This window comes from Paradesulfitobacterium aromaticivorans (assembly GCF_054657415.1).
Window position 1 is genome coordinate 370,403 of sequence record NZ_BAAHYT010000008.1, and the last position, 24,361, is coordinate 394,763.

The 24,361-nt window shown below is 48.2% G+C and carries 30 protein-coding genes; 5 read left to right on the top strand and 25 right to left on the bottom strand.

The window, feature by feature from the left end; genetic code table 11:
- Positions 1 to 13: 13 nt before the first annotated feature.
- From ACYQ2N_RS03980 to ACYQ2N_RS03995, 4 genes are all read right to left on the bottom strand, one after another.
- Positions 14 to 364, bottom strand: a complete 351-nt coding sequence (locus ACYQ2N_RS03980) for a type II toxin-antitoxin system PemK/MazF family toxin (RefSeq protein WP_459997638.1) — start codon at positions 362 to 364, stop codon at positions 14 to 16.
- Positions 364 to 639, bottom strand: coding sequence for a CopG family ribbon-helix-helix protein (locus ACYQ2N_RS03985; protein WP_459997639.1), 276 nt, complete (start codon positions 637 to 639; stop codon positions 364 to 366). Before ACYQ2N_RS03985 ends, ACYQ2N_RS03980 begins: the two co-directional genes overlap by 1 nt.
- A 283-nt stretch (positions 640 to 922) precedes the next feature.
- Positions 923 to 1,696: a type 1 glutamine amidotransferase gene (locus tag ACYQ2N_RS03990; protein ID WP_459997762.1), complete on the bottom strand. Its 774-nt coding sequence runs from the start codon at positions 1,694 to 1,696 to the stop codon at positions 923 to 925.
- 11 nt (positions 1,697 to 1,707) lie between these two features.
- Entirely contained in the window at positions 1,708 to 3,102 is a 1,395-nt protein-coding gene (locus ACYQ2N_RS03995; RefSeq protein ID WP_459997764.1) for a DUF1727 domain-containing protein, read from the bottom strand.
- Positions 3,103 to 3,432: 330 nt separating this feature from the next.
- Between ACYQ2N_RS03995 and ACYQ2N_RS04000 the strand changes: the two genes are divergently transcribed.
- The 3 genes from ACYQ2N_RS04000 to ACYQ2N_RS04010 all read left to right on the top strand — a co-directional run bounded on the left by ACYQ2N_RS04000 (position 3,433) and on the right by ACYQ2N_RS04010 (position 5,636).
- The gene (locus tag ACYQ2N_RS04000; protein WP_459997641.1) at positions 3,433 to 3,972 is read left to right on the top strand and encodes an RNA polymerase sigma factor; all 540 of its coding nucleotides are present in this window, start codon (positions 3,433 to 3,435) and stop codon (positions 3,970 to 3,972) included.
- 1 nt (position 3,973) lies between these two features.
- Entirely contained in the window at positions 3,974 to 4,801 is an 828-nt protein-coding gene (locus tag ACYQ2N_RS04005) for an anti-sigma factor family protein (RefSeq protein ID WP_459997642.1), read from the top strand.
- Positions 4,802 to 5,111: 310 nt separating this feature from the next.
- Positions 5,112 to 5,636 (top strand): hypothetical protein, encoded by a 525-nt coding sequence (locus ACYQ2N_RS04010; RefSeq protein WP_459997643.1) that lies wholly within the window; start codon positions 5,112 to 5,114, stop codon positions 5,634 to 5,636.
- A 359-nt stretch (positions 5,637 to 5,995) separates the two neighbouring features.
- Here the strand turns inward: ACYQ2N_RS04010 and ACYQ2N_RS04015 are convergent, their stop codons facing one another.
- The 13 genes from ACYQ2N_RS04015 to ACYQ2N_RS04075 all read right to left on the bottom strand — a co-directional run bounded on the left by ACYQ2N_RS04015 (position 5,996) and on the right by ACYQ2N_RS04075 (position 15,121).
- Entirely contained in the window at positions 5,996 to 6,664 is a 669-nt protein-coding gene (locus tag ACYQ2N_RS04015) for an ABC transporter substrate-binding protein (protein WP_459997766.1), read from the bottom strand.
- The gene (locus ACYQ2N_RS04020) at positions 6,552 to 6,926 is read right to left on the bottom strand and encodes a TetR/AcrR family transcriptional regulator (protein WP_459997644.1); all 375 of its coding nucleotides are present in this window, start codon (positions 6,924 to 6,926) and stop codon (positions 6,552 to 6,554) included. Before ACYQ2N_RS04020 ends, ACYQ2N_RS04015 begins: the two co-directional genes overlap by 113 nt.
- Before the next feature lie 56 nt (positions 6,927 to 6,982).
- Positions 6,983 to 7,246, bottom strand: coding sequence for a hypothetical protein (locus ACYQ2N_RS04025; protein ID WP_459997645.1), 264 nt, complete (start codon positions 7,244 to 7,246; stop codon positions 6,983 to 6,985).
- Between the two features lie 460 nt (positions 7,247 to 7,706).
- A complete protein-coding gene (locus ACYQ2N_RS04030) occupies positions 7,707 to 7,811 on the bottom strand; it encodes a type II toxin-antitoxin system RelE/ParE family toxin (protein ID WP_459997768.1) in 105 nt (34 codons plus the stop codon).
- Between the two features lie 183 nt (positions 7,812 to 7,994).
- Complete coding sequence (locus ACYQ2N_RS04035; protein ID WP_459997647.1) at positions 7,995 to 8,264, bottom strand: type II toxin-antitoxin system Phd/YefM family antitoxin; 270 nt, start codon at positions 8,262 to 8,264, stop codon at positions 7,995 to 7,997.
- Positions 8,265 to 8,304: 40 nt separating this feature from the next.
- Entirely contained in the window at positions 8,305 to 9,747 is a 1,443-nt protein-coding gene (locus ACYQ2N_RS04040) for an AMP-binding protein (RefSeq protein WP_459997648.1), read from the bottom strand.
- A gap of 25 nt (positions 9,748 to 9,772) precedes the next feature.
- Positions 9,773 to 10,078: an SDR family oxidoreductase gene (locus ACYQ2N_RS04045; RefSeq protein ID WP_459997650.1), complete on the bottom strand. Its 306-nt coding sequence runs from the start codon at positions 10,076 to 10,078 to the stop codon at positions 9,773 to 9,775.
- Complete coding sequence (locus ACYQ2N_RS04050) at positions 10,056 to 10,514, bottom strand: SDR family NAD(P)-dependent oxidoreductase (protein ID WP_459997652.1); 459 nt, start codon at positions 10,512 to 10,514, stop codon at positions 10,056 to 10,058. The genes ACYQ2N_RS04045 and ACYQ2N_RS04050 overlap by 23 nt, the downstream gene beginning before the upstream one ends.
- Before the next feature lie 31 nt (positions 10,515 to 10,545).
- Positions 10,546 to 11,175: a branched-chain amino acid ABC transporter permease gene (locus ACYQ2N_RS04055; protein WP_459997653.1), complete on the bottom strand. Its 630-nt coding sequence runs from the start codon at positions 11,173 to 11,175 to the stop codon at positions 10,546 to 10,548.
- A gap of 95 nt (positions 11,176 to 11,270) precedes the next feature.
- Positions 11,271 to 12,329, bottom strand: coding sequence for an ATP-binding cassette domain-containing protein (locus tag ACYQ2N_RS04060; RefSeq protein ID WP_459997654.1), 1,059 nt, complete (start codon positions 12,327 to 12,329; stop codon positions 11,271 to 11,273).
- Positions 12,326 to 13,081: an ABC transporter ATP-binding protein gene (locus tag ACYQ2N_RS04065; protein ID WP_459997655.1), complete on the bottom strand. Its 756-nt coding sequence runs from the start codon at positions 13,079 to 13,081 to the stop codon at positions 12,326 to 12,328. Before ACYQ2N_RS04065 ends, ACYQ2N_RS04060 begins: the two co-directional genes overlap by 4 nt.
- Before the next feature lie 39 nt (positions 13,082 to 13,120).
- Positions 13,121 to 14,341: a substrate-binding domain-containing protein gene (locus ACYQ2N_RS04070; RefSeq protein ID WP_459997657.1), complete on the bottom strand. Its 1,221-nt coding sequence runs from the start codon at positions 14,339 to 14,341 to the stop codon at positions 13,121 to 13,123.
- Positions 14,342 to 14,485: 144 nt separating this feature from the next.
- Positions 14,486 to 15,121, bottom strand: a complete 636-nt coding sequence (locus ACYQ2N_RS04075) for a TetR/AcrR family transcriptional regulator (protein ID WP_459997658.1) — start codon at positions 15,119 to 15,121, stop codon at positions 14,486 to 14,488.
- A gap of 408 nt (positions 15,122 to 15,529) precedes the next feature.
- On the opposite strand from ACYQ2N_RS04075, the gene ACYQ2N_RS04080 reads away from it, so the two are divergent.
- Positions 15,530 to 15,793 (top strand): type II toxin-antitoxin system prevent-host-death family antitoxin, encoded by a 264-nt coding sequence (locus ACYQ2N_RS04080; protein WP_459997661.1) that lies wholly within the window; start codon positions 15,530 to 15,532, stop codon positions 15,791 to 15,793.
- Positions 15,790 to 16,104, top strand: coding sequence for a type II toxin-antitoxin system RelE/ParE family toxin (locus ACYQ2N_RS04085; RefSeq protein WP_459997662.1), 315 nt, complete (start codon positions 15,790 to 15,792; stop codon positions 16,102 to 16,104). The genes ACYQ2N_RS04080 and ACYQ2N_RS04085 overlap by 4 nt, the downstream gene beginning before the upstream one ends.
- Before the next feature lie 47 nt (positions 16,105 to 16,151).
- On the opposite strand, the gene ACYQ2N_RS04090 is transcribed toward ACYQ2N_RS04085, so the two are convergent.
- The 8 genes from ACYQ2N_RS04090 to ACYQ2N_RS04125 all read right to left on the bottom strand — a co-directional run bounded on the left by ACYQ2N_RS04090 (position 16,152) and on the right by ACYQ2N_RS04125 (position 24,246).
- Positions 16,152 to 17,483 carry an MFS transporter gene (locus ACYQ2N_RS04090; protein ID WP_459997663.1) on the bottom strand — a complete coding sequence of 444 codons (1,332 nt, stop codon included), beginning with the start codon at positions 17,481 to 17,483 and terminating at the stop codon, positions 16,152 to 16,154.
- Between the two features lie 231 nt (positions 17,484 to 17,714).
- On the bottom strand, positions 17,715 to 17,966 hold the full coding sequence (locus tag ACYQ2N_RS04095; protein WP_459997664.1) for a hypothetical protein: 252 nt from the start codon (positions 17,964 to 17,966) through the stop codon (positions 17,715 to 17,717).
- A gap of 59 nt (positions 17,967 to 18,025) precedes the next feature.
- Positions 18,026 to 18,742, bottom strand: a complete 717-nt coding sequence (locus ACYQ2N_RS04100; protein ID WP_459997665.1) for a DUF3784 domain-containing protein — start codon at positions 18,740 to 18,742, stop codon at positions 18,026 to 18,028.
- Between the two features lie 416 nt (positions 18,743 to 19,158).
- Positions 19,159 to 19,899 carry a GltB/FmdC/FwdC-like GXGXG domain-containing protein gene (locus ACYQ2N_RS04105; RefSeq protein ID WP_459997666.1) on the bottom strand — a complete coding sequence of 247 codons (741 nt, stop codon included), beginning with the start codon at positions 19,897 to 19,899 and terminating at the stop codon, positions 19,159 to 19,161.
- Entirely contained in the window at positions 19,899 to 21,167 is a 1,269-nt protein-coding gene (locus ACYQ2N_RS04110; RefSeq protein ID WP_459997667.1) for an NAD(P)/FAD-dependent oxidoreductase, read from the bottom strand. The genes ACYQ2N_RS04105 and ACYQ2N_RS04110 overlap by 1 nt, the downstream gene beginning before the upstream one ends.
- The gene (locus ACYQ2N_RS04115) at positions 21,164 to 21,631 is read right to left on the bottom strand and encodes a 4Fe-4S dicluster domain-containing protein (RefSeq protein WP_459997669.1); all 468 of its coding nucleotides are present in this window, start codon (positions 21,629 to 21,631) and stop codon (positions 21,164 to 21,166) included. Before ACYQ2N_RS04115 ends, ACYQ2N_RS04110 begins: the two co-directional genes overlap by 4 nt.
- Positions 21,632 to 21,652: 21 nt before the next feature.
- Positions 21,653 to 23,155 (bottom strand): glutamate synthase-related protein, encoded by a 1,503-nt coding sequence (locus ACYQ2N_RS04120; protein ID WP_459997671.1) that lies wholly within the window; start codon positions 23,153 to 23,155, stop codon positions 21,653 to 21,655.
- Positions 23,140 to 24,246, bottom strand: a complete 1,107-nt coding sequence (locus tag ACYQ2N_RS04125) for a class II glutamine amidotransferase (protein WP_459997672.1) — start codon at positions 24,244 to 24,246, stop codon at positions 23,140 to 23,142. Before ACYQ2N_RS04125 ends, ACYQ2N_RS04120 begins: the two co-directional genes overlap by 16 nt.
- Between the last annotated feature and the right edge of the window lie 115 nt (positions 24,247 to 24,361).

A 24,361-nucleotide genomic window follows, 5' to 3' on the forward strand; every position in this document is an offset into this window, starting at 1 on the left:
GCAAACCCTATTTTCAAACATCTATTAGCCCCAAGCTAACTTCAATGGCCTGGTCTACCCTCAGCATGACTTCTTCATCAAGAACCGCTACTTTTTCCTTAAGACGACTTTTATCAATCGTTCGGATCTGCTCCGTCAAAATAACCGAATCTCTTTCTAACCCGCTTCTTTTAGCACGAACCTCAACATGTGTAGGAAGTTTAGCTTTGGCGATCTGAGAAGTGATGGCTGCGATAATGGTCGTCGGACTAAACTGGTTCCCGATATCATTTTGAATGACCAAAACAGGTCTTGTTCCTCCCTGTTCTGATCCGACGACGGGGTTTAGTTCAGCGTAGTATATCTCCCCGCGCTTAATGATCATTACCGACACTCCACGTTCTTTTCATCATAGTATTGTATAACTTCTTGTTCAGTAGAAAATAACTCCTTTGCCATGGCCAAATTAAGCTGAGCCATCTCTTGATAGCCCTTACGCATTTGCTCGCGGATACCTTTTCTCCGGCGTTCATGTAAGATACTATTGATGGCTTCACGAATGAATTCGCTCCGATTCCTTTTTTCGAGCGTAACAATCCCATCAACTTCGGCAAGTAAACTCTCCGGTAAGCTTATCATGATCCGCTTACTCTCAGCCACATTAGCACCCCCAAATCAATTAGCCAAAGCTATACTCTATTATAGACGTCTGAAAGAAAAAGTGTCAACGAATAGAGTGTCTGAAACAAGCTAATTACCTAGATAATTGGAGTTTTCGGCCTTGTAAATACTGGAATATGCTCTCAAAGCCCGTAAAGACAGCATTTTGTTTACGTAAGTTCTACTTGTCTTAATTTCTATATCTAGTATTTGAGTATAGCATGCTTGATATACATTTGCCTAACCAAAGATTATAATTTGTTATTGCATTATTGATTCAAGCTTATTTTTTCCCTGCCCCAACCAATCTTTCAAAAATCGTTCGGTGAGCCAAAATCTCAAGCTTATCATCAAGCACAGGCAAAGGGAGTGCATACTCCCGACGCTCACAAGCAAGCTCCAATAACAAGTCTGCCAGATGCGGATTTTTAGGAAGCAGAGGCCCATGCAAATAAGTACCGAATATATTGTGCCAACGTACTCCTTCAGTCAAGTCTTCCCCGTTGTTGCCGTGTCCGGAAAGAACGCGGCCCAGCGGCGAAACTCCTTGTCCCAAATAGCTCTTGCCGGAATGATTTTCAAACCCGACCAGTGTGCTCAAAAATGCCTGTTTCTTTTCCTGCTTTCCTGACTCCATAACCCCAGGATTTAGTTCGACTGCAACGTTTCCGATCAGCCGCTGAGTTCCGGCCACTGTCCGAACATCGATAATTCCCAGACCCGGTATCTTCTCGCCCCCGCCTGTTTGATAATACTCTCCTAAAAGTTGATAGCCCCCGCAAATAGCCAAGACCACCAAGCCATCGGCAATCGCCGCCTTAAGTTCATCCTGGCGTCTCATTAAATCTTCGACCAGCAGGCCTTGTTCCCGGTCAGACCCGCCCCCGATAAAAAGGATGTCCATCGCACGAAAATTAAGCTCATCCCCCAACGAAGCACGTTCAACCTCCACTGCGAACCCGCGCCAACGGCAGCGGGTTGCCAGGGCCAGAATATTGCCCCGGTCGCCGTAAAGATCAAGCAAATCCGGGTACAGGTGGCAAATATTTATTTTCAGATCCCCTTCCCTCATGCGCTGGCCTCCTCAGGGTGCCTCTCAGCCACAGCAGTCGCATCCCCACTCTGCCTAGCCAGGATTTCCCGCAGGGGGAACAGAGCTGTGTAGGTCGGGAGCGCAAACACACTGTCCTCCGGCCGGCGGCCCTGCTGTAATAGTGCAACTGCCTGATCCAGAGAGTGTTCAAGCATAAGCTTCTCCATTCCGATCCCGGCGTATTTCAAACGTAAGGCCATGTCTTCCGCCCGCAGACCGGAGCACACTACTTGCCTAATCCGGCTCTGCTCAGCTCCTAATATCTCAAAGTCTACATCCCACAGCCAGGAAATATCCCTGCCGTCAGCCGCCAGATCATTAATCACAATCATAAGACCTATATCTTTATCCGAACCAAGAACAGTTCGTAAGACTTGGTTAAACCCTGTAGGGTTTTTAACCAAAGTTAAGGTCACTCTGCCCTGGGGCAGGAGAAACCTCTCCATCCGGCCTGCCTGTGGCACAAACTCCCTCAGCCCCCGCTCGATCTCGCGCTCATTTACCCCCAGTATGCGGGCAGCCGCCAGGGCCGCCAGGGCATTGTAAAGATTGTAGTATCCCTCAAAACTTAGAGAATAGGAAGTAACCCCTACCCGAAAAAGCATGTTCCCGTCTTCCATATGCACTTCCTGAGCCAAAACCTGCGTCTGCGGGCGGGCGAAAGCACATTCCGGACAGTGATAAATTCCTAATTGCCCGTAATGAAACAGAGAATACCTCAAAGTGCTGCCACAGACCGGGCAAAAGCGCGCTTCCCGCGTCTCCCGACTCTCAGCCTGGCTTTCCGGGGTTCGCTCCACCCCGTAGTAAACAGCTTGTTCATGTTTAAGGCCGAACTGGGCCACCAGTGGATCATCAGCATTTATAATAAGAAGGGATTTCTCAGGTATGGCCTCCTGCACTAGGCGAATCGTCGTGTCAAGTTCTCCGTAACGGTCCAACTGGTCGCGAAAGAAATTCGTAATAATCGCTGCTTTGGGAGCAAGCTGGCGGCAAAGCTTGGGCACAGTTGCCTCATCCACTTCCAGCAGAGCAATTTTAGCCCGGGGCGAACCGCTCCAACCGGCCTGCTCCAGCAAAGCACCGGCGATGCCACTTACCAGATTAGCCCCAGCCTGATTAAAGGCAAAGTCAAGTCCGGCTGTCCGCAGCACATTGGCCAGGAGATTGGCCGTCGTGGTCTTGCCATTGGTCCCGGTCACGATTATAGTACCATCAGTGTAGCCCCGTCCTAAATGCCCGATAATTTCAGGGTCTAAGCGGTTAGCCACCACCCCCGGAAAAGTCGTCCCCTTCTTTCCGAGCAGCCTTAACGTCAACACCGCCAATTTGCCCACCCACAGAGCTGCCCAGAAGCGCCAAGTTCTCATACTTCTAATTTGAGGTTTTGAGCCCCCAGCCTCTTGCGCCTTACCCGCCTCTTGCATGTGATTATGATTAACTATATGCTTATTAACATCCTGTTTTTCAGTCATTTAGACTCCTAATATTTTTCTATTACGTACTGATTGTACAACCCCTTTCCTCTATTATCAACCAAAAAGCGCTCACATCAAACAACTGCGAGTGTAATAAACCGGTTTATTTTCGAACGGTTAACCTTTTGTACTTATAAAAATCTAAAAAAGTTTAGCGAATCTCAGCCGTTTCCGACAGGAAAAACGTCTTTTATAATGAAACAGTATAGTGGGGGTGATTAAGTGGCTAGTCTGCCAGTCGCCGATCCACAGTTGGTGGCCAGAGCCAAAGCAGGAAATCATTTAGCATTTATGGAGCTTATCGAAAAATACCAGCAAGCCCTTTACTGTACTGCTTTAAGCATCGTGGGATCAAGTTGGGACGCTTATGACGCCCTCCAGGAAACCATGCTTCAAGCCTATCTGTCTTTACCGAATCTTAAAGACAACCGGACTTTTAAGTTTTGGCTAACCCGCATCCTTGTCAATAAATGCCACGACCTGCAGCGCAAGCAAAAACGCGTCATACCCTTGGCCCACGCAGGAGAACAGCCCTATGAACTAACCGGACATGAAGAAAATCTCGATTTGCTTAATGCCTTAGAAAAAATTGATTCCAAATACCGTTTAGTGTTAAGCTTAAGGTATTTTCAGGACTTGCAGATTAAAGACATTGCCGCCCTGCTTAAGTGCTCGGAAGCAACCGTCAAATCCCGCTTGAACCAGGGCTTGCAAGAACTCAAAATAATCCTTGGTTCCAGGAACGATGGGGAGGTGCTCTAACATGAACTGTCAGGAAGTACTGGACAACCTGGAACTTTATATTTCCGGCGAACTTGAACCCGAAGTGGCCGACCCGCTCTCACGCCATCTGAAGTCCTGCCCGCATTGCCACCGGGAGTATATCCGGTCCCAAGAACTCATCAACAGCCTGCACCAGCTTCCACAGCAAATTCGCCTAAAGGATGTGTTAAAAGTGCAAATGCAAAATGAAATAAACAAAAACGCAACCTCAAAAAAATTCAAGCATAGATCAGGTTTTGCCATAGGCGCGGCCGCCGTCTTTTTCGTCCTGTTTACCTTATCCAGCACCCTGTTGGCATTCCCTGCCCTCGCCGAAAAATACACTCCTTCTTTGCCGATCGTCCAGAATCTAAGTCATCTCAAAACGGAAACCGCCGCCCTCAAAGACCAGACCGTAGCCCTGCAAAGCGAAGCCGATGCTCTTAAGGTCCAGATGAAGCAAATTGACGGCACCAGCCTAAAGGTCGTGGAAACCAGGGCGGCCCTAGACAGCGCCGACAACGCTCAAGTCCAAACCTTAGCCTTAAGTTTCATCAAAGCCCAATATAAAGGGGATATGCAGAAAATCCAAAGCATCACCACCCCCGAGTTCTATCAGAAAATCCAGACCCGCCAGAGCCAGTATATCTGGACTGACAACGGAGCCGTCATCTTTGGCAGCATCACCAATGTCGCCAAAGAAAAAGACTCCTACCTCGTCTACGTCCGCATCAGCGACAGCCGCGATGACTCTGAATTCCAGGAAAACTTTATATTAGTTAACGACAATGGCACGTATAAGATTAAGGAAGTGGAGTTGGATAAATAGACTTTCCCAGTCTGCCATCAGTTCATCTTGATGGATTTCTATTCAGGCCTAATTATTGCAAAACAGCCCCACAAGCTGGACATACAAAATCCCCTTTTGAAATCCCCGGCTACCTCCCTATCTTGTTTACTCGGTGTGGAAACCGAGGTCAGTGTACCCTCTTGACGTCCCTGAGTAACGAGCCGCAAAGCGGACAGGTTTCCACATCCCGTTCAACTCCTTCTTGCCCTAATCAGTTTAAGTTCATCCAGTAAATCTTCCTCTGAACTTAATGCTCGTTCCCTTCGCTTATTATAGAAGCATGATGGAAATGACGATTCAAGGACGACTTCTCACTAAAAAAGATATCGAATGGATTCGTGAACTCATTGACAGGAATCCACATTGGCATCGGACCCGGTTGTCTCAGGAAATCTGTACGGTTTGGAAATGGGTTAATGCCACTGGCCAGTTAAAAGATATGGCTTGCCGCACCATGCTACTTAAATTAGAACAGCGTGGTTATCTAAACTTACCAGCACGTAGAAGTGCTGCCGGTGGGAATTCAGCTAAATATTGTGTGCCCGTCGAGCATTCTAAGGCCAGCATTGAATGTAACTTACAGGCTCTAACACCATTAACCATTGATGTCGTGCAAAGTCCTCAAACACTAAGATTAGGCGAACATCTGCTCAAGAATTTCCCGAAAGTAAAACCGTTTGTGAACGTGGCGTTTTCGGAAAATACCCATAAGGCCGTGTTATTAACGTGGACCTGGGATGAGGACCCGCCAAAAACGTTACGACGGCGTTTTCGCTTTTCTCACGAATCATTCCAAGGAAGAAGTCTCCGCTAATGAAATACTCTGCCGCTATCGTGACCACAACCAGATCGAGATGAATTTCCGTGATCTGAAGGGTCTGCTTGATTTAGAGCGCATCTTCATGCAAATTCCCGAGCGGATTGATGCCTATTTGTTTATCAAAGTTCTGGCATACTTCGTGCTGGCCTTTCTCCGTTGGTTTGCACAAGAACATGGTTACGGCAAAATGACCGAGTCAAGGATTCAGGACCAACTGAGTGAGATGGGCATTAGCCGGATTAGCATCGAGCCTTTGGGAATCGACAAATGGTCAGTGGCTAACGACAATCCTTTAACGATATTTTTCCGTTCATCCCTTGGACTTCCTGATCCTCATGAAGCGATTAACATACTCAACGCTTTGACAGATGCCAAACGACAGATCGCATTATGGCTCCAGGCGTGGGAGCAGACACATAGGACATTCCTTTCTCAGGTAATTTTATATCGGAAATTTGTTGCCAAGGGGCATTGGCAACGGCCCAGATAACAAACAGATAATCGGGTTTAGCCGTAATAATCTTCTGCAGGTTGGCCGTAAAATCCGGAGTATTGGTTGCCTGAAATTCCTCCAAAACAATCTTGGCACCCAACTTCTCAACCGCTGGTTTAAAAGCCTTAACTCCATCACGTCCATAAGCACTGTCAGGTGCCAAAATGGCAATCTTGACCCCGGGTTTGGCAATCGCAGCGGCTGCTGCAATTGCATCCTGGGAGGAATTCCGTCCCGTGCGGAAAATGTAGCGGTTCCATTGCGAACCAGTAATCGCATCGGCTACGGCCGGTTCAACCACCATAACTTTTTTATACTCCTGCGCCAGAGGCAAAATAGCCAAGGCGTCCGTTGAGCTGGCTGATCCTACCAAAATGTCCACTTTGTCACTTTCCAGCAATTTAATCGCTTTTTGCTTAGCGACATCCGGCTTGGTCTCCGTGTCGGCGATGACCACTTGAATGGAATGCCCTGCTACCTCTTTGGTTCCCTTGGTGGCATAATCGATGCCCAGTTCGAAACCGCGTATACGCGCTTTTATGGCTTAACTCCTTGACGAGTTCCTCAAATATGTCCTTCTTCCCCGGAAAATAAACATAGAATGTTCCCTGAGCCACTCCGGCCTTAATGGTAATATCAACCACCGAAGTACGAAAGTAGCCTTTCGTCCCAAAAATTTCTTCTGCTGCCGCCAGCAGTTTTTGCCGCGTCGCTTCCCCTCTGCTCGTCTTCGCCTGAAATGACTTGCTTGAACTGTTCTCTGCCTCAAGACCCCAATTCTTGCTTGACACTGCGCTCACTCCATTTGCAATGTTATTAGCCTGCTTGGCCTTCAAAGTAAACTTTCCTATACTACTTGCTTTCCGGAAAAAAAGAGGCGTTTATTGGATACCGGTTCAGTGACTACCGCCAGATGAATTAAGCCTAAATCAACTCCAATGTTTGTTTGGGTTTCAGGTTCAATCTTAAGCTCACACGAGACTTCAAACGGGATAGCCAGGAACCATTTCCGGTTCTTGCGCAAGAGTTTGGCGGTGCCCAAGGGATTTAACTTACCGGATCTAACCCCAAGGGAATAGAACCAAGAGCCTTCCCGTTCAACAATAGGCAAATAGAGTTTTCCTTGGTTTGTAGTGAATCCTATGTACCAATGATCCTTCTCAAACTTGAAGTCCCAATTTTGATTGTTGATGCTTACGGGCATGGAGGGTTTGAACTTAGGTAGACTCTTAGCCCGGCCTTCCTTAAAGTCAGACAAAGCTTTCTTCGCTTGACGGATTGCTTCATTTTTGAGAGCCGATTTCAGCTCGAAGGGTACATCTTTACTTGAAAGTTTGGTTCGGCCTTGCTGGAGTTCGCTTAAAACCCAAGTGCATGCTTCGGAGTATGTTTTTTGCAGGGCTAGCCAGTGGCGATGTTTAGATTTGGATGGCTTATAAAGTTCAACTAACTTAGTTATCGTTGCGATTGGATGTCACCTCCTCTCGCAACAATTATAGCATATTCAGAACATATGTTCTAGGTATTTGGTCATTCATCTCGGCATTAAAATACCGAGCTTTCTGGCCAAGTTATAGTAAATCGGGACAATCTCGCATTCCATGCAACACTCTGTACACTACGACCTCATTACCAATCACTTTATAAAAAGCAATGTAGCTCTCGATAATCAGCATACGGTATTCCCGTTTCGCCAACTCATTATCCGGTACGATTTTTGCCGATAAGCGGAGACTCTGCAAGTGTATCGATTTTGTCAGCAATCTTGCCGGTCATTGCAAGCGCCGATATTGGACTGTCTGCCGCGATATAAAAGTATTTCAACAATGTCCTCACGAGCAATTTGTAATATCGTAATTTTATGCTTGCTCATTGTGCAGACCCCTGAGATATTCCCTCACGTCATCTGTCGTGTAACTTGGCGCTCCGCTAAGGCGCTGCTGCTCCGCTTCCAACAGTTTAGCTCTCAGGTTTAGCATCGCTTCTCTTCGCTCATACGCAGCAATGCTCATGACAACCAGTTCACCCTCGCCGTTTTTGGTTAAATAAACAGGCTCAGACTTTTCTTTGCATATTCTTGTTATTTCACCCAGCTCTGTTCTCAGAGCGCTAGTGGGTTTAATCATCATTTTAAACACTCCAATGCATTATTCTGATTTAATTATGCTCTTATTGTGCGTTAAGTTCAACCCACATACTCAAGGAGATGTAGGCATCAGCTGACTGGACATGCCCAAAATTTTTCAGGATAAAGGACTGCTCAGGCGTCATATTAAATTGGCTGAGGACATGGTGTAAAATGGAATTCTTCATGAAGATGGGGGCTAAGAATTGTATGCTCTGGGCACTATAGCCACTCTTCTCAGCCGCACCCCGGATCACCTTAACAAAGTTCTCCAGGGAAACTGCATCAAGGCGTTCTTTCATAGAGGCGGGATCTATGACATCTAAACCATAGTAGAAAACCTGTTCTCCCTGTGCTTTGGCTTTTTCGGCTTCGTTGAAATCCTGCTCGAGCCTGAAATTCTGGGGATAATTAACGTTTCCTATGCCATGTACCGCTACATCCGTAGCGAAGCTCCCGTCCGTAATCATCTCGGTTTCCAGCACTTCATTGCATTCATAGCCTCTTTGAAGGAGGCAGGCCGCCGCCCCATCAGCAAAATTGAACATAAACCTGGCCCGTTCATTTTTGTAATCTATGAGATCGGATTCCCTTAAAGTCTTCCTCGTTTCTTCTTCATTGCGCCAATATCCGGAGAAAACCTGGGGTCCGCTAAAGATGAGTTCGCCTGCTTCCCCTGTTCCCACTTCATTCCCTTTTTCATCAACAATCTTCGCTAGGGTAAAGTAAAAAGGTTTTCCCACCGAAGCATGTTTCAGTTTTAGCTCTTCAAAGTTCATAAACTTAACCGGCGCACACAGATTGGTAGGGCCTCCCTCGGTTAAACCATAACCAAGGCACATTTTTATCCCTTTGTGCCAGAACTTCTCCATCAGCTGCACCGGTGTGGAAGCAGCCTGGTTATAGAGCACAGCCCTATGGGAAATCATGGCCCCTTTGGGGAGTCCTGTGGTGCCACCGGTGTGCACCAGCAAATAGATGTCTTCCAATTCCAATCCCCGGCAGTTTCTGGGCTTAGTATTGGGATAGTTCATAATTCCAGCGTAGGCAATGTTTCCATCTTCGCTTGTCTCTGCCAATACTGCGTAATGTTTCAGCCACGGAAGGCTCTCTCTTAATTCTTGCACGAGCGGGCTAAACACATCTTCATAAAACAAGACTTTGGGCTCTTCGTTTTCCATAAGCCTGGTCAATTCGCCAGGCGTAAGCCGGATGTTGTAGGGAACAAAAATGGCTCCTAATTTGCCGCACGCGAATAGGGCATCAAACATTTCCACCCGGTTCCTGGAAATGAAGGCTACTCTGTCCCCTTTCTGAATCCCCAATTGTTCTGCTAAATAATTGGCCAAGCGGTTGGCCCGCTCGTTTAAGTCGCTGTAAGTATAGTGGATACCGCTGTCCAAATCGATCAGTGCTTCACGCTTAGGACTTAGCTCCGCCATACGGCCAATCAGGTCCCCAAGCCATTCCCAATCCTGATGTATCACTGGATATCCTCCTTTCTCCTAAGCCTTACACGACTAAACCCCCATCGACACTTAATACCGCCCCGTTAATATAACCTGCTTCCTCAGACGCCAGAAAGAGATAAGCATAAGCAACATCACAGGCCTGACCCAAACGCCCGACAGGAGTTTTTTCTTCCATTAACTTAAGCACCTTTTCCGGAATTTTTGCCGTCATATCTGTCAAGATAAAACCAGGTGCCACCGCATTGACGGTAATCCCCTTTTTCCCGAGTTCTTTAGCCCATGACTTTGTGAGACCAATAACCCCAGCTTTGGTTGCAGCGTAGTTAGTCTGGCCGATGTTCCCCATACAGCCCCACTACCGATGAGGCATTGATGATACGCCCATATCCCTGAGCCATCATCACCGGCACCAGGGCTTTCGTACAATTGAATACACCCGTAAGGTTAACCGCGATTACCTTTTCCCATTGTTCACTGCTAATTTTAGTTAGTAAGGCGTCACTCGTAATCCCGGCATTGTTAATCAGGATATCCGCCCGGCCAAACCTTTCAACGACACTGTCTGCCATGTCCTGGGTTTGCTTTTCATCCGTCACATCCACAGGGTAGAAAAAGCATTCCCCGCCTCTTGCCTGCATTTCTTGTACCAGCGCCTCGCCCGTAGTCCGCTCAGTATCTGCAACAACCACCCTTGCCCCTTCGTTAAGGAAAAGCCACGCCGTTTCTTTGCCAATTCCTTTGGCCCCGCCGGTAATTATCGCAACTCTGTCCTTAAGACGCATTAATTCTCTCCTCTCTTGTTCTCAAAATATCTCAGTCGCGTGCACCGGTCGTTACCGGAGGTTCCTTTTTGCCCCTCAAGATGCGACCGAGTGTCCCCAATATCCCTCCCGGAAAGAAGAGCACAATGAAGATGTAGAGCAGCCCGAAAATGATGTACCACCGTTCAAAAATGGGATGAACTTTCGCCAAGTCGGACAACCAGTTTTTGGCCGCGTTGGTTATGCCGGAGCCGAGCACAGCGCCGTAAAGGGTTCCGGTACCTCCAATAGTAGTCATGAGTAAAGCGTCGATCGTCTTGTCTACGGCCATAACCCCGGTGCTGACAAACCGCTGTTGCAAAGCCCAGGCTACCCCGGCCAAGCTCGCAACCACTCCGGCGATTACGTTTGAGATTAGTTTGAACTTTAAGACATCATACCCCAGAAATTCCGCCCGTTTCTCGTTTTCCCTAATCGCTTGTAAGACCTTCCCTGTAGGGGATTCAATAAAACGCCTCAGGCAAACCACAATTAGTGTGAGCAACGCTAAACTGACATAATAGTAGACTACCCGGTCCTGAAGAACGGCAGGAACGCGGAAGCTGAAACCATCTGCTCCATTGGTGACACTGCGCCAAGAGGTTAAGCGTACTACGTGACGGTGTAATGAGTGGAACAGCAACCAAGATAAGCAGCAAAAGGGCCAGAACTGACTGGGTTGAGCGCGGAAGAGACATTACGCTGCGCAATCTATCCACCCTTGTCGGCAACGGAACATCAGGCATTGTGCCCACCCCCCATACCGAAAAGCCCATTAGGTTTTAGCAAAAGCACAATAGCCATAAGGATTACATTTACCGCCAGCGAAGCTTCTGGAAAAACCCAGGCAGTATACGCTCCCGCCAAACCAACCAAGACACTTCCCAAAGCTGAACCTATAAAACTTCCCATCCCGCCGATCACGACCACGATAAACGCCAACATCTGATTCTCAAGACCCATATTGGGATTGACAGCCCCGAGAGCCGGGGCCATCATAACCCCTCCTAAGGCAGCCAATGCCGCCCCGCTTACAAAGACCAGGCTAAAAGTACGGCGAATGTTGATTGCAAGTACCTGTACCATTTCTTGGTTCTGCACTCCGGCGCGCACGATCATCCCGATGCGTGTGCGGGTCAGGATTAAATGGCCCGCGACCGCCACCACCAAACCTATAATGATCGTAAAGATCCGGTACTTGACAATAATAATACCGCCTATATCCCAACTTCCAGCTAACAGCGGCGGGACAGACACAGCAATTATATTGGGACCGAAAATTGCTTTTAGGACTACAATCGGTGCCAATCCTTTGCTCGGTTCGTCAACTAGCAGTAATTGGTTGTCATTAAGCAAAGCTCTGCCGATTGCCAGCATTTGTTTTTGTCCCCCGCTTAAACTGCCGCTTTTTTGCTTGAGTTTCTCTTTAAGATCAGGAAAGAAATCCATTACCATGTTCCAACGGAATTTAGTCACCCCGTCCTTTTTGCGCATAGCCAGACGTAGGTTTTCCTCTACTGTTAGATCAGTAAATATCCCCTGATCTTCCGGAATCAAGCCAATCCCTTTGCGGGCTATAGCATAAGGAGGCAACCCATTAATGATTTCTCCTTGATAATTAATGCGGCCCTGGGAAGGAGGAGTCAGCCCCATAATGGTCCTTAGTGTAGTAGTTTTGCCTGCCCCGTTGCGTCCCAGAATAACCGTAACTCCACCTTCGGGTACTTCCAGGTTAATATCCTGCAAGATATGGAATTGCCCGATAAATGTCTCAACCGCAGCTAAAGATAATATCATGGGGCGATCCCTCCCAGATATGCAGCCTGGACCTGTTCGTTCTCCATAATTTGCACTGGCTCCCCCTGGGCAAGCAGCCTTCCGTTGGCCAGAACCACCAGCGTATCTGAGAGGGACATGACCATATCGATCTTATGTTCAACCAGTAGAATCGTCCGTTTGTCCGCTTTCAAGCGCGCCAGCAGTTCCAGGATTGCAGGCACCTCCTCCACCGCCATGCCGGCAGTCGGTTCATCCAGGAGCAGAACCTCGGGCTCCAAAGCAAGTATTAGAGCCAATTCTAATTTGCGCTTTTCTCCGTGAGCAAGGTAACGGGAAGGTTGGGCGGCTTTACCGTTTAGGTTGACAGATTCCAGAAAAGCCATGGCCTGCTCCGAAAATCGCTTGTACTTTCGATGATGGCGCAAAACTTGGTAATGTATTCCTGCCCGGGCCTGGACAGCCAAACGGACATTCTCCAGTACTGTTAAATCGGGAAAAATGTTGCTAATTTGAAAGCTGCGCCCCATTCCAAGTCTTGTCCTCAGGTGAGCTGGAATATTAGTTACGTCATGCCCCTTAAAGATAATCCTCCCGGAGGTCGGGAAAAACTGTCCGCTCAGCATGTTAAAGAAAGTGGTTTTGCCCGCCCCGTTCGGCCCGATAATCGAAACAAATGTGTTAGGCATGATATCAAGACTAACATGGTCAACTGCCGTATGCCCTCCAAACATGATAGTTAAATCCTGAGTGCGGATAATCGGCTCAGCCATGGCTTTCCTCCTTTGAGACGAAAATCGCTTTTTAATTTATTATCTCTTATTAAGAATGGGCGGCGCAGTTTCTTCCGGAGTCATTTCCCGCAGGAGCACCGGCACCGGCCACGCCACACCTTCTTTTTTCTCGAGGCGGATGGCATATAGAGCTTGCAAAGCCTGATGGTCCTCTTGCCGGAAAGTCATATTACCTTTAGGAGTGTCAAAGGACATCCCTTCCATGGTAGCAATTAGTTTTTCAGGGTCGGCATCGCCACCGGTTTTCTCCAAAGCTTGCACGATAGCCATGGCCGCAGTCATACCCCCAGCGGTAAAGAGATCAGGTGGATCGTTGTATTTTTTCTGATGTTCTTGCACAAGCCAATCGTTAATCGGATTTTTGGGCAACTCATAATAGTAAATGCCAAAGCCCTCCATCCCGACAATACTCCACATCGTCTTCAAGGCCGCAATATCAGGGCCTGCCGTCGAAACCTTGATCCCTTTCTCAGGCACTTTCATATCCGCAATCTGTTGCCAGGGTGCATTGGCACCAGCCCAGATAACAAACATATAATCTGGTTTAGCCGCAATAATCTTCTGCAGATTCGCTGTAAAATCGGGATTATTCATTGCCTGGAACTCTTCCAGGATAATCTTAGCCCCTAATTTGTCAGCCACAGGTTTGAAAGCCTTGACACCATCACGCCCATAAGCACTGTCGGGTGCCAAAATTGCAATCTTGACCCCGGGTTTGGCAATAGCCGCTGCTCCGGCTACCGCATCCTGAGAAGAATTCCGTCCCGTCCGGAAAATATAGCGGTTCCATTGGGAACCGGTAATCGCATCGGCCACCGCCGGTTCTACCACCATAACCTTTTTGTACTCCTGCGCCAGGGGCACAACGGCCAAAGCATCGGTCGAACTGGCACTGCCCACTAACAGATCTACCTTGTCTTCTTCCAAAAGCTTGATTGCTTTTTGTTTAGCTACTTCCGGTTTGGTTTGGGTATCTTCAACAACTACTTGAATAGGATGTCCACTAACTTGCTTAGTCCCCTTGGTTGCATACTCCAGGCCTAGTTCAAACCCGCGAATGGTCTGTTTGCCATAGCCCTCCAAAGCGCCCGTCTGAGATGTCACAATCCCAATCTTTATGGGGGTTTTCTCTGTTCCCCCTTGCCCACCGGAGTTGGCAGTCGGCTGCGATCCACAACCGGATAGAAGCAGGGTAAGCCCAAGTACGCTTACAATGCTCCAGAGATTATTAGGTTTCATCCAATAGCCCTCCCATATTCATAATATTCTGAATATTATATTTTTTTAGAAAACCTTAATCCTATGTAAAACCCACCTCCCTTACCTACTTGTACTCAATTGTTTTACTATGGCGGCCTTACTACAGTTGCGATGCCACCCCCGTTACACACGCGGTAGCAATCCCTGCATTACCATAGTCAACGCAGCCTCCAAGACCTCTGGCGGCATTTCCCTTTCTTCCCATAACACCCAGCGTCTTCCTAAGAACTCTGCCATCCCGATAAGTGCATAAGCAACAGTTTCTGGGTCTAAATAACGAAATTCTCCTGATGTCATGGCCCCTTCCAACCCTTTAAGATACCCTTGAGCAAAGCGGCGGTAGTACCACTTATATAATTCCTCGTCCACAAACTGAGCCTCTTGTACAATCCGGTAAAGGTTGCGATGCTCCTTGATAAAGACAAAAAATGCGGCTAATCCCCGTTCTTCTGCTTCCATCCGGTTTTTCACACCTGTTACAGCCCGACTTATTTCTTGGCGTAAATTATGGCTTAACTCCTTGACAAGTTCCTCAAATATGTCCTTCTTCCCAGGAAAATAAACATAGAATGTTCCCTGAGCCACCCCGGCCTTAAGGGTAATATCAACCACAGAAGTGCGAAAGTAGCCTTTCGTCCCAAAGATTTCTTCTGCTGCCGCCAGCAGTTTTTGCCGCGTTGCTTCCCCTCTGCTCGTCTTCGCCTGAAATGACTTACTTGAAATATTCTCTGCCTCAAGACCCCAATTCTTGCTTGACACTGTGCTCACTCCATTTGCATTGTATTAGCCTACTTGGCCTTCAAAGTAAAATTTTGTATTTACGGACAAAGATTTGCAATTTTGTCTTTCCTAGTCTAAAACTTGTAACATGAATCACCTCTCAACTTCAATATACTGGTAATCAAAATGGAAGTCTATATTTTGAATCTCAACGGTTGGAATTTACACTTAAAATGACATTTTTGCTGCTTTAACAGAAACTTCTGATCAAATATGTTTCTTAGCTAAAGCTATATCCATGTAATCCATAGTAGCAAAAAGGAACAGAAACGCGCAGGAGTTCTGTTCCTTGAAATAAAATCTTTACGAGAGGTGCATAATGACAAACTTGATATCACTATCGTTATTTTGATATAATTTGCATATAATAAGGTGGAGGTGAGCATTATGCCGTCTATTAGACCGAGCTCCGATCTTAGAAACAAATATAACGAGATTTCAAACTTTTGCCATGAACATTCTGAGCCTGTATATATCACCAAAAATGGTCAGGGTGATCTAGCAGTCATGAGCATTGAAACCTTTGAACGCCTTGTTGGTAAATTTGAACTGTCTAAGCTGCTTGACGAGGGTATGGAGGCAATGAAAGCAAATAAGGTAAGGCCCTTTCGCGAAGCATTAACTGATATTCAGAAAGGGTTAAGTGAGTGAAAAGTTACAATATAGTTATAACCGAGCCAGCCGAGGCGGATTTGCAAGAAATCGCTAACTATATTGCCAAAGAACTCAAGGTGCCCAGACTTGCGGAAGAATTGGTTGCAAACATTGGTGAAGCAATTTTCGATTTGGAGAAATTTCCGATGCGACATGCCTTAGTTGCTGATGAGAATCTAGCCATGCAAGGGGTACGAAAGCTATTGGTAGACAACTACATGGTTTTTTACGTTGTCCATGAAACCGATAAGGTCGTTACTGTTCTGAGAATTCTTTACGGCAGGCGTGATTGGATTAATCTACTGTAGCACCGCAAACCCCGGACGCGCCTTTCGCATCAAAGTCAGCACTTCACTTAGCCGCCTGTGGCATCCAAAGATTTCCCTTTAGTCTCGATGCCGAGGAGCAAAACCGCCACAGCCACCACCGCAAAGACTGCGGTCAGCATCCCAAACACATAGCTGTAACCCGTTACTTTGCCATACGTCTGATAGATCACCCCTACAGCATAAGGCGCGGCAATCATCCCGATCCTTCCTATAGCAGCCGCCCACCCGGCACCGCTCCCGCGGGCTGCCGTCGGGTACATTTCCGGAGTATACGCATAGACTGCGCCCCAGGCCCCCAGGCTAAAGAAATAAAGGAGTGAACCATAAATAAGGATGTGATTCACTGAAGCACTCTGTCCAAAAAGGTAAGCAGCTACAGCAGTCCCAGCCAGATAAATAACCAGTACACCCTTGCGGCCAATCTTTTCGATCAGGTATGCTGCGCTATAGTAGCCCGGCAGTTGGGCAAGGCTCATAATCAAGGTGAACTGCAAGCTCTTAATCAGCAAAAAGCCTTTACCTATCATGAGCGTGGGAATCCAAAGCACAAATCCATAATACCCGAAATTAATCCCAAGCCACAGTATCCAAAGCACTAAAGTCCGGCGCCAGTAAACAGGAGACCACAATTCGAGTAGGGAAAGACGGCTAAATCCAGGAGGGGCAGGACTCTTTTCATGCTCTTTAAGAGGAGCAAGTCCTGCTTGACTCTCCATTTTGCTAACTATTTCATCTGCCGCACCGCTATTCCCGCTCTGCTCCAGATACCGGGGAGATTCCGGAACCCCTCTCCTGAGATAAGCAGCATATAAGGCCGGAACCGCTCCTAAGAAAAATGCCACCCGCCAGCCATATACGGGGATAACTAAATATGCAATCAGAGCAGCCAAAATCCAGCCCCAGGCCCAAAAGCTTTCCAGAAGCACCACCATCCGTCCGCGCGCCTTGGCCGGGGAAAACTCACTGACTAAGGTTGAAGCCGCAGGGAGTTCTCCTCCCAAGCCCAAACCGGTAAAAAAGCGAAACACCAATAGCATCCCGAATCCCTGTGCCAATCCCGAAAGCCCGCTGGCAATACCATATAAGACCAATGTGAAAAGAATTACTGCCCTCCGGCCCCACTTGTCAGAGGCCATCCCGGCAACCGCAGCTCCTAAGGCCATACCTACTGCTCCGGCGCTTCCAAGCAGTCCTAGCTGTGACGGCTGCAGCTGCCACTCCTTGCCGATCGCAGCCATAACCCCTGCGACCATGCCTTGATCCATAGCATCGAACAACCAGCCAATCCCAGTCAGCATTAAGACCTGCCACAGCATGCCGGTAACCGGCAGCCGGTCAATACGTTGAGATATGTTCACTTGCCTCTCCCCCAATTTAACCCTCGTTAATTCAACCTTTATGTTATGTGCAATTTATGTATATTCTACCCTTAATTGCCTTTCAACTCAACATTATGCTTAAAGTTAATCTAATTTACTTTTCTGTTTAATGAGATTTGATTAATACCGGCGCGAATGGATTAGTATCAAAATAAACGTATTAAAGGCCCTCCTCACGGAGAGCCAAATACATTTGAGACAATTCATATGTCAAAACGTTCTAAACCCGTCAATACTTCGATTTACCAAGAGATCCAAGAGCGGGCCGATAGCATAACTCAAAAAAATGCGAAAACCCTCGGCCAAAACCAAGGTTACGCCGAGACGGAGAAGGAGACGGCCCCAACGAGACGTCGAACGGCGTAAAATCCCATCATAGTCCAGAACAGCAGCCGCATTCCAACCTAGGACCAGACATATAACGAAAAACCCGTAAGTTAGCCAAGTCGTAAGACCGAGCACGCCCCCTCCCCCCTCTCAAGAATATCTTATGAGGATAGAAGAGGTTTTAGGACTATTTATTACTGATGCCAAAACAGCAGGATATTTTGGTAAAGATCTTTCGTCCTTTGCTCCTCGGCAAAGTTTAACAGATAATACTGACCTCCACGAGTATAAATGAGAACGCACTTGTTCTGCTTAAGGTTTAGAAAAAGCTTAACCCTGCCATACTCCAGCGTTTCAAAATTTCCCTTCAAGATATTGCCGTTATCCAAGCCATTGGTCTTGCGCAGGACTTTGGGGATCCCTTCTTTTAGGCTCACATCTTTAATCTCGTTTAAGGGAATTTGCGTGCCGTACATTCCTGTAACCTTAATATTTTCCGCGCTCACAATTACGCTCTGCTCCCGACTGCCCCAAATTAGCAGGCTGATGATGATGACAAAAATAACGCTCGACAAACTGACTGCAATCAAAACAGCTTTGCGTCCCTGGCTCTCCGGGCTATATTTTTGCCCCTTGAGCACCCCGAAGATGGCAGCCGGGAAAACTAACATAATAACCGTGAAAGAAGCAGTGCGGTAACCCATAAAGCTAAGTACAGCGCTAATGATAAAGATTCCGGCAAGTGCAAACAGCAGATTGCCGGTAAAGTTCCCCAATCCTTCGGCGTCTACCTTCTCTTTTTCGGCCGCGGGTAATGTATTGTAACCCGAAATTAGCCAATACCACTTTAAATACTTGACTAAAATACCAAGCATAATCAGGAGAACGGCAACACCCAGAACCACATACATGACTCTCTCTCCTCTAACAGAAAATCTAAATTTTGTCTATTCGTTATTTTAACACAACAAATCCAACTCTGACCAGGTATTTCCATGATCTCGCGTAATCATATTAATCGAATATTTTTGTATGAAACTGGATAGAATGTAGAATAATTCTCAAATTTTGCCACCCAAGCTATTGATTTTACAAGAAAGTTCCCTTGGTTTGTGCCGTCTGTAAGAGACATTCAAATGCTCCGAATTGAAGAACACAGCAATTTGTTCCCGGCTATACTTGAAGCCAATGATTAAGTAAATGCAGAATCTTACACAAAATTTGCCCCATAAAAATGAAAGCCATCCAAATAGTTTTTTGAACTATTTGGATGGCTTCTTCTATTCCCATGTTTCCTACTTACTTTTCTCAACACGTCCGACTTCCTCTACCACGCGCAGTACAAATTCCCGTACGGCCTTTTATTATACGGAATAAGCTTGAGGAAAGGCTTAGCCATAATCTCCTCGACACTGCCGCCGAAATAACGGACGTATTCCCCCACGTAGTGGCGGATTTTTTGTTCGTCTTCAGGAGCAAGCTCCACACTCTTTACTTCTTTGCCGAGCTTATACTCCGACACTTCCCCGCGGATATACATGACCCCGCCGTGCATCCCGGTGCCACAGTAATCTCCGACGATTTCCTCCCCATCTTCCAAGCCAAGTCCGAGCAGCATCAAAATCCCTCCGGCCATATACTCCCCAAAGAAGTCTCCGGCTTTTCCACCGATCACGATGGCCGGTATCTTGTTCAGATACTCTTTCATGTGGATGCCGACACGGTACCCGACCCGGTCGCGCACAAAAATCTCCCCGCCGCGCATGGCATAACCCACCGTATCCCCGGCATGCCCGTGTACTACAATTTTGCCGTCGTTCATGGTGTTGCCCATGGCATCCTGACCATTACCTTCGACAATAATCTCCAGCCCATCCATATACGCAGCCATGTCGTTGCCGGGAGTTCCTTCAAGAACCAGGCGCTGTGAGCCGCTAAGCCCATCCCCGATATAGCGCTGTCCGTTTACGTTTTTGAGACGGACCTCATTTTCACCGGAAGCGAAGACTGTACGAACCTGTTCATTTAGCTGTTTATAATAAATCCCCTTGGCCTCAAGCACTGTCATTAGCCTAACACCCCCTTATGCAATTCTTGGCGGCGGTATTCAGCCGGGAAATGGACATAGCCGAAGTCGTCCTGCAGGAGGTGTTCCTGGAACGAACTCACATCAACTTCTTTTTCCATAAGACCGGTAAGAATCCCGGCCCGGTCAACGCGGTTAAGGGCTATAAAACCAACTATCCGGCCATCGCGCAGGACAATCTTCTTATAGCTTTTGGCGGCCGGATCCACTTCGACCAGCTCGCTGAACTCTGCTCCCTCAGGCTTGACAATTCCGGCGGTAATCATGGGCAAGCCCAAGAACCCGATGGAATTCATGGCAAACCCGCCTTTATAATCTGCACCCTGTCCAGCCATATTAAGCCCGGCAGTATACCCTTGTTTATACGCATTAGGCAGAATCGGCAGCACCCGGCGCTGTTTGTACAAAATATCGTATCCTTCGGCCACATCCCCGGCAGCGTAGACGTCCGGGACATTAGTAGCCATACGGGAGTCGACCAGAATTCCCCTGTTTACTTCGATCTCTGTCCCCCGGGCTAAGTCTGTGTTAGGACTGACTCCGATGGCAATAACAACCAAGTCGCACTCAAGCTCCGTCCCGTCCTGCAGCCGGACTCCTGTAACTTTGCCTTCACTGCCCACGATTTCACTGACAGTATTCTCTAAATGAAATTCGACCCTTTGTGCTTCCAGGCTGCCCTGAACCATGGCAGCAGCCGTTTCATCAAGAATCGCGCTTAAAACGCGGTTGGCTAATTCCACTACTGTGACCTCAGCCCGCCGCTTAATTAAAGCCTCGGCAGCTTTCAACCCGATCAGGCCCGCTCCGATCACCAGCGTTTTGATTCCCGGATACAGCACTTGCTCTAAGGCCTTGACATCATCCCATTTAAGAAAAGTGTACACTCCCTGCAGTTCTTTTCCGGGCAAAGGCGGAACAATCGGCTTCCCTCCGGTTGCCAGGACCAGGCTGTCATATGCCACTTTGCCCCCGGAAGCGAGCACAATCGATTTTTCACCCGGCACCAGTGCTTGCACCCGTTCGCCCAGATGAGCCTCAACCCCCATGCGCTCGTAAAAATCGAACGGCCTGTAATACATCTTGTCGGCACTAACTTTGCCGAATAAGTAGTAAGAAATGAGCGGGCGGGAATAGGTGTGATGGGGTTCATCGGCAAAGAGCTTGATCGTTGCGTTTTGATCAACGCTGCGGATTCCTTCAATCGCTCCGATGCCGGCAGCTGAGTTTCCGATAACGACGTATTTCATCTTCCCTGCCTCCCCCACGGCTCATCCGTAAATATTAAAGCTTCATTGGGGCAATGTTCGACGCACGCAGGAGTTCCCCCGCTCTCGCTGCACAAATCGCACTTTGAAGCCACCTTGTGCCCGCTTTCATCCCGTTTGATCGCCCCAAATGGACAGACCAGGATACAAGTCCAACAGCCCACGCAGCGGTCTTCCTGATTCACGACCACCCCTGTCAGCGAGTCCTTGTGCATGGCCCCGGTGATACAGGCCTTCGTGCACGGAGCGTCATCACAGTGGCGGCACTGGAGGGCAAAACTGATAGGTCGGTTTTCCTCCACCAAAATCCGTGCCAAAGGCTTGATCTTTTGCTTCAAAAAAGCTTTTACTATATCATGCGGGTATTCCGAATGGGCCACCGCGCAGTGAACTTCACACAGCTTGCATCCGGCGCACACTTCCTCACGGGCATACACACGCTTCATCCTACAATCCCCTCTCAATTGTTATTCTCCGGCAGGCAAAACGCCCAAAATCTTAAGCTCACGGTCGCTCAGGCCGATTCCTCTCAGCATCAGGCGGTTGCCGCGCAAGCTTTCGATGGCATTTATTCCCATCCCGCCAAGCAGCTCTTTAATCTCGTGCTCCCAGGCTGCCAGAAGGTTAGCTGCCCGCTCTGCTCCGATGTCCGGATTCAGGCGTTTGGTAAGTTCAGGGGTTTGCGTGGCAATGCCCCAGTTGCACTTGCCGGTGTAACATTTTTGACAAAGGTGACAACCCAGGGAAAGCAGCGCGGAAGTAGCAATATAAACCGCATCCGCTCCTAAAGCGATCGCCTTCACTACATCAGCACTGTTGCGGACGCTTCCGCCTACCACCAGGGAAACCTGGTTGCGGATTCCTTCTTCACGCAGGCGGCTATCCACGGCGGCTAATGCCAGTTCCACCGGGATACCCACGTTGTCCCGGGTGCGCAAAGGAGCAGCCCCGGTCCCGCCCCGGAAACCGTCAATCGCGATAATGTCCGCTCCGGCGCGGGCGATCCCGGAAGCAATCGCAGCCACGTTGTGCACGGCAGCAATCTTCACCGATACCGGCTTCTCGTAATTCGTTGCTTCTTTCAAAGAGAAGATAAGCTGGGTCAAGTCTTCGATTGAGTAAATATCATGGTGCGGAGCGGGAGAAATAGCATCAGTACCTTCCGGAATCATCCTCGTGCGGGACACTTCCACTCCTACTTTTTCTCCGGGCAAGTGTCCACCGATTCCAGGCTTGGCACCCTGACCAATCTTAATTTCAATCGCGGCCCCAGCCTGCAAATATTCCGAGTGCACTCCAAAACGACCGGAGGCCACCTGGACAATCGTGTTTTTACCGTATTGATAAAGATCCCTGTGCAAGCCACCTTCCCCAGTATTATAATAAGTCCCCATTCTTTCAGCGGCCATGGCCAGAGACTTAATCGCATTCAGGCTAATCGAACCGAAAGACATCGCGGAAAACATGATTGGCAGTTCCAGCTCTATTTGAGGCGGCAAAGACTCAGCCAATTTTCCGTCCACAATTTTGAGAGAATCGGGCTTACGGCCCAGGAAAGTCCTTAACTCCATCGGCTCTCTTAAAGGGTCAATCGAAGGGTTGGTCACCTGGCTGGCATTGAGCAGGAGGTGGTCCCAAAAAATCGGATAAGGGCGGTCAGTCCCCATCCCGGTCAAGAGGATTCCTCCGCTTTCAGCCTGTTTATAGACCGCGCGGATCGTGTTTCCTGTCCAGTTCGCGTTCTCGTGGAATTCCAACGGGAATTTGCGGATTGTGAGCGCGTGAGTCGGACAGAAAGTGACGCAGCGGTGACAATTTACACATTTAGAATCGTCAGAAATGACACGCTGTTCTTCCTCATCCCAAATGTGAGCTTCATTGGCGCACTGGCGGACGCAAACCTGGCAGTTAATACAGCGGTCACGGTTGCGTTCAATCAAGTATTCAGGCGTGATCATGCTAAGTGCCATTGTCTGTTCCCCCTTTCTTCCAAGAGCCCGATCACAGGTTCTCCCCCGCGCGGTGCCCATACTTTGTCCGGATCGGGGCAAATCTCTCTGATCGCAGATTCTTCAGAGGCCACATAGAGAAAATCCCCCTTAGTAGCTGCTACCATCGAGCGCAGTTTGAGCCGGTCATTAAGGGCAATGAGCCCTTGGCGTGTGCCCAGAATAATCGAGAAGGGGCCATTGAGCAGCAGATTGCCGTAAACTGCCCGGACAGCTTTGTAAAGCTCCTGCTTTTCCGGGCTCATCCGTTCGATTTCATTCCAAAACGGAGCAGCCAAAGTAGCGATCGCTACATCCATGGGAATCTTATGCTTGCGCACCAAAAAGTCAAAAGCATAGGTGATGGCTTCCGTATCCGTTTGCATCGTCAGCTTATACCCGTACATTTCGAGATAGCGTTTATTGGCACCATAGGAGGAAATCTCCCCGTTGTGCACGATTGACCAGTCCAAAAGGGTAAAAGGGTGAGCCCCGCCCCACCAGCCCGGGGTGTTGGTCGGGAAGCGGCCATGGGCGGTCCAACTGTACCCCTTGTAGTCATCAAGCCGGAAAAATTCTCCGATGTCTTCCGGGTAGCCCACGCCTTTAAAAGCCCCCATGTTCTTGCCGCTCGAAACCACAAAAGCCCCGGTAAACTCGGAGTTAATATGCATTACGGACCGAGCAGCAAACTCGTCTTCAGTTTCGTTTTCATGCAAACAATACGGTCTGACCTTTACAAAATAGCGCCAGGCTATGGGCGCGTTGGTAATCGAAGCGACGCGGCGCACCGGAATCTTGTGGCTTTCCGCCACATGGTAAAGGCCGTTTAAGTAAGTCTCAGTGCGTTCCTTAACTTCGGCCAGTTCATAATAAATGTGGAAAGCATAATGATCAGGATATTCCGGATAGATGCCGTAAGCAGCAAAACCTCCGCCCAAACCGTTTGAGCGGTCGTGCATAAGGGCAATGGATTTAAGGATATCCTGGCCTGAAAAGACTTCCCCACTCTTATTGATGATCCCGCTGATGGCACAACCAGACGGAATCCTGATTTCTCCTTCTCTTAACACTCTCTTCCCCCTCCTCTATTTGCAAGCTCTTGTTTAATAGAGCCCTTTTTTTGAGCATCCCTGAATTTTGCGCACAAGAATATAGCAGTTTTCGACAAAAATATATGGCTCCTTG

Excerpts from the sequence above, each read along its gene's own strand:
- ACYQ2N_RS04115 (WP_459997669.1), bottom strand. The coding sequence starts at position 21,631 with ATGAAGCGTGTGTATGCCCGTGAGGAAGTGTGCGCCGGATGCAAGCTG.
- ACYQ2N_RS04110 (WP_459997667.1), bottom strand. The coding sequence starts at position 21,167 with ATGAAATACGTCGTTATCGGAAACTCAGCTGCCGGCATCGGAGCGATT.
- ACYQ2N_RS04070 (WP_459997657.1), bottom strand. The coding sequence starts at position 14,341 with ATGAAACCTAATAATCTCTGGAGCATTGTAAGCGTACTTGGGCTTACC.
- ACYQ2N_RS04045 (WP_459997650.1), bottom strand. The coding sequence starts at position 10,078 with ATGGGGAACATCGGCCAGACTAACTACGCTGCAACCAAAGCTGGGGTT.
- ACYQ2N_RS04065 (WP_459997655.1), bottom strand. The coding sequence starts at position 13,081 with ATGGCTGAGCCGATTATCCGCACTCAGGATTTAACTATCATGTTTGGA.
- ACYQ2N_RS04105 (WP_459997666.1), bottom strand. The coding sequence starts at position 19,899 with ATGACAGTGCTTGAGGCCAAGGGGATTTATTATAAACAGCTAAATGAA.
- ACYQ2N_RS04060 (WP_459997654.1), bottom strand. The coding sequence starts at position 12,329 with ATGATATTATCTTTAGCTGCGGTTGAGACATTTATCGGGCAATTCCAT.
- ACYQ2N_RS04100 (WP_459997665.1), bottom strand. The coding sequence starts at position 18,742 with ATGTATGTGGTTCTGGGTGTTGCCGTTCTCCTGATTATGCTTGGTATT.
- ACYQ2N_RS04010 (WP_459997643.1), top strand. The coding sequence starts at position 5,112 with ATGACGATTCAAGGACGACTTCTCACTAAAAAAGATATCGAATGGATT.
- ACYQ2N_RS04120 (WP_459997671.1), bottom strand. The coding sequence starts at position 23,155 with ATGGCACTTAGCATGATCACGCCTGAATACTTGATTGAACGCAACCGT.
- ACYQ2N_RS03980 (WP_459997638.1), bottom strand. The coding sequence starts at position 364 with ATGATCATTAAGCGCGGGGAGATATACTACGCTGAACTAAACCCCGTC.
- ACYQ2N_RS03995 (WP_459997764.1), bottom strand. The coding sequence starts at position 3,102 with ATGAGAACTTGGCGCTTCTGGGCAGCTCTGTGGGTGGGCAAATTGGCG.
- ACYQ2N_RS04035 (WP_459997647.1), bottom strand. The coding sequence starts at position 8,264 with ATGATGATTAAACCCACTAGCGCTCTGAGAACAGAGCTGGGTGAAATA.
- ACYQ2N_RS04005 (WP_459997642.1), top strand. The coding sequence starts at position 3,974 with ATGAACTGTCAGGAAGTACTGGACAACCTGGAACTTTATATTTCCGGC.
- ACYQ2N_RS04030 (WP_459997768.1), bottom strand. The coding sequence starts at position 7,811 with ATGCTGATTATCGAGAGCTACATTGCTTTTTATAAAGTGATTGGTAAT.
- ACYQ2N_RS04050 (WP_459997652.1), bottom strand. The coding sequence starts at position 10,514 with ATGCGTCTTAAGGACAGAGTTGCGATAATTACCGGCGGGGCCAAAGGA.
- ACYQ2N_RS04080 (WP_459997661.1), top strand. The coding sequence starts at position 15,530 with ATGCCGTCTATTAGACCGAGCTCCGATCTTAGAAACAAATATAACGAG.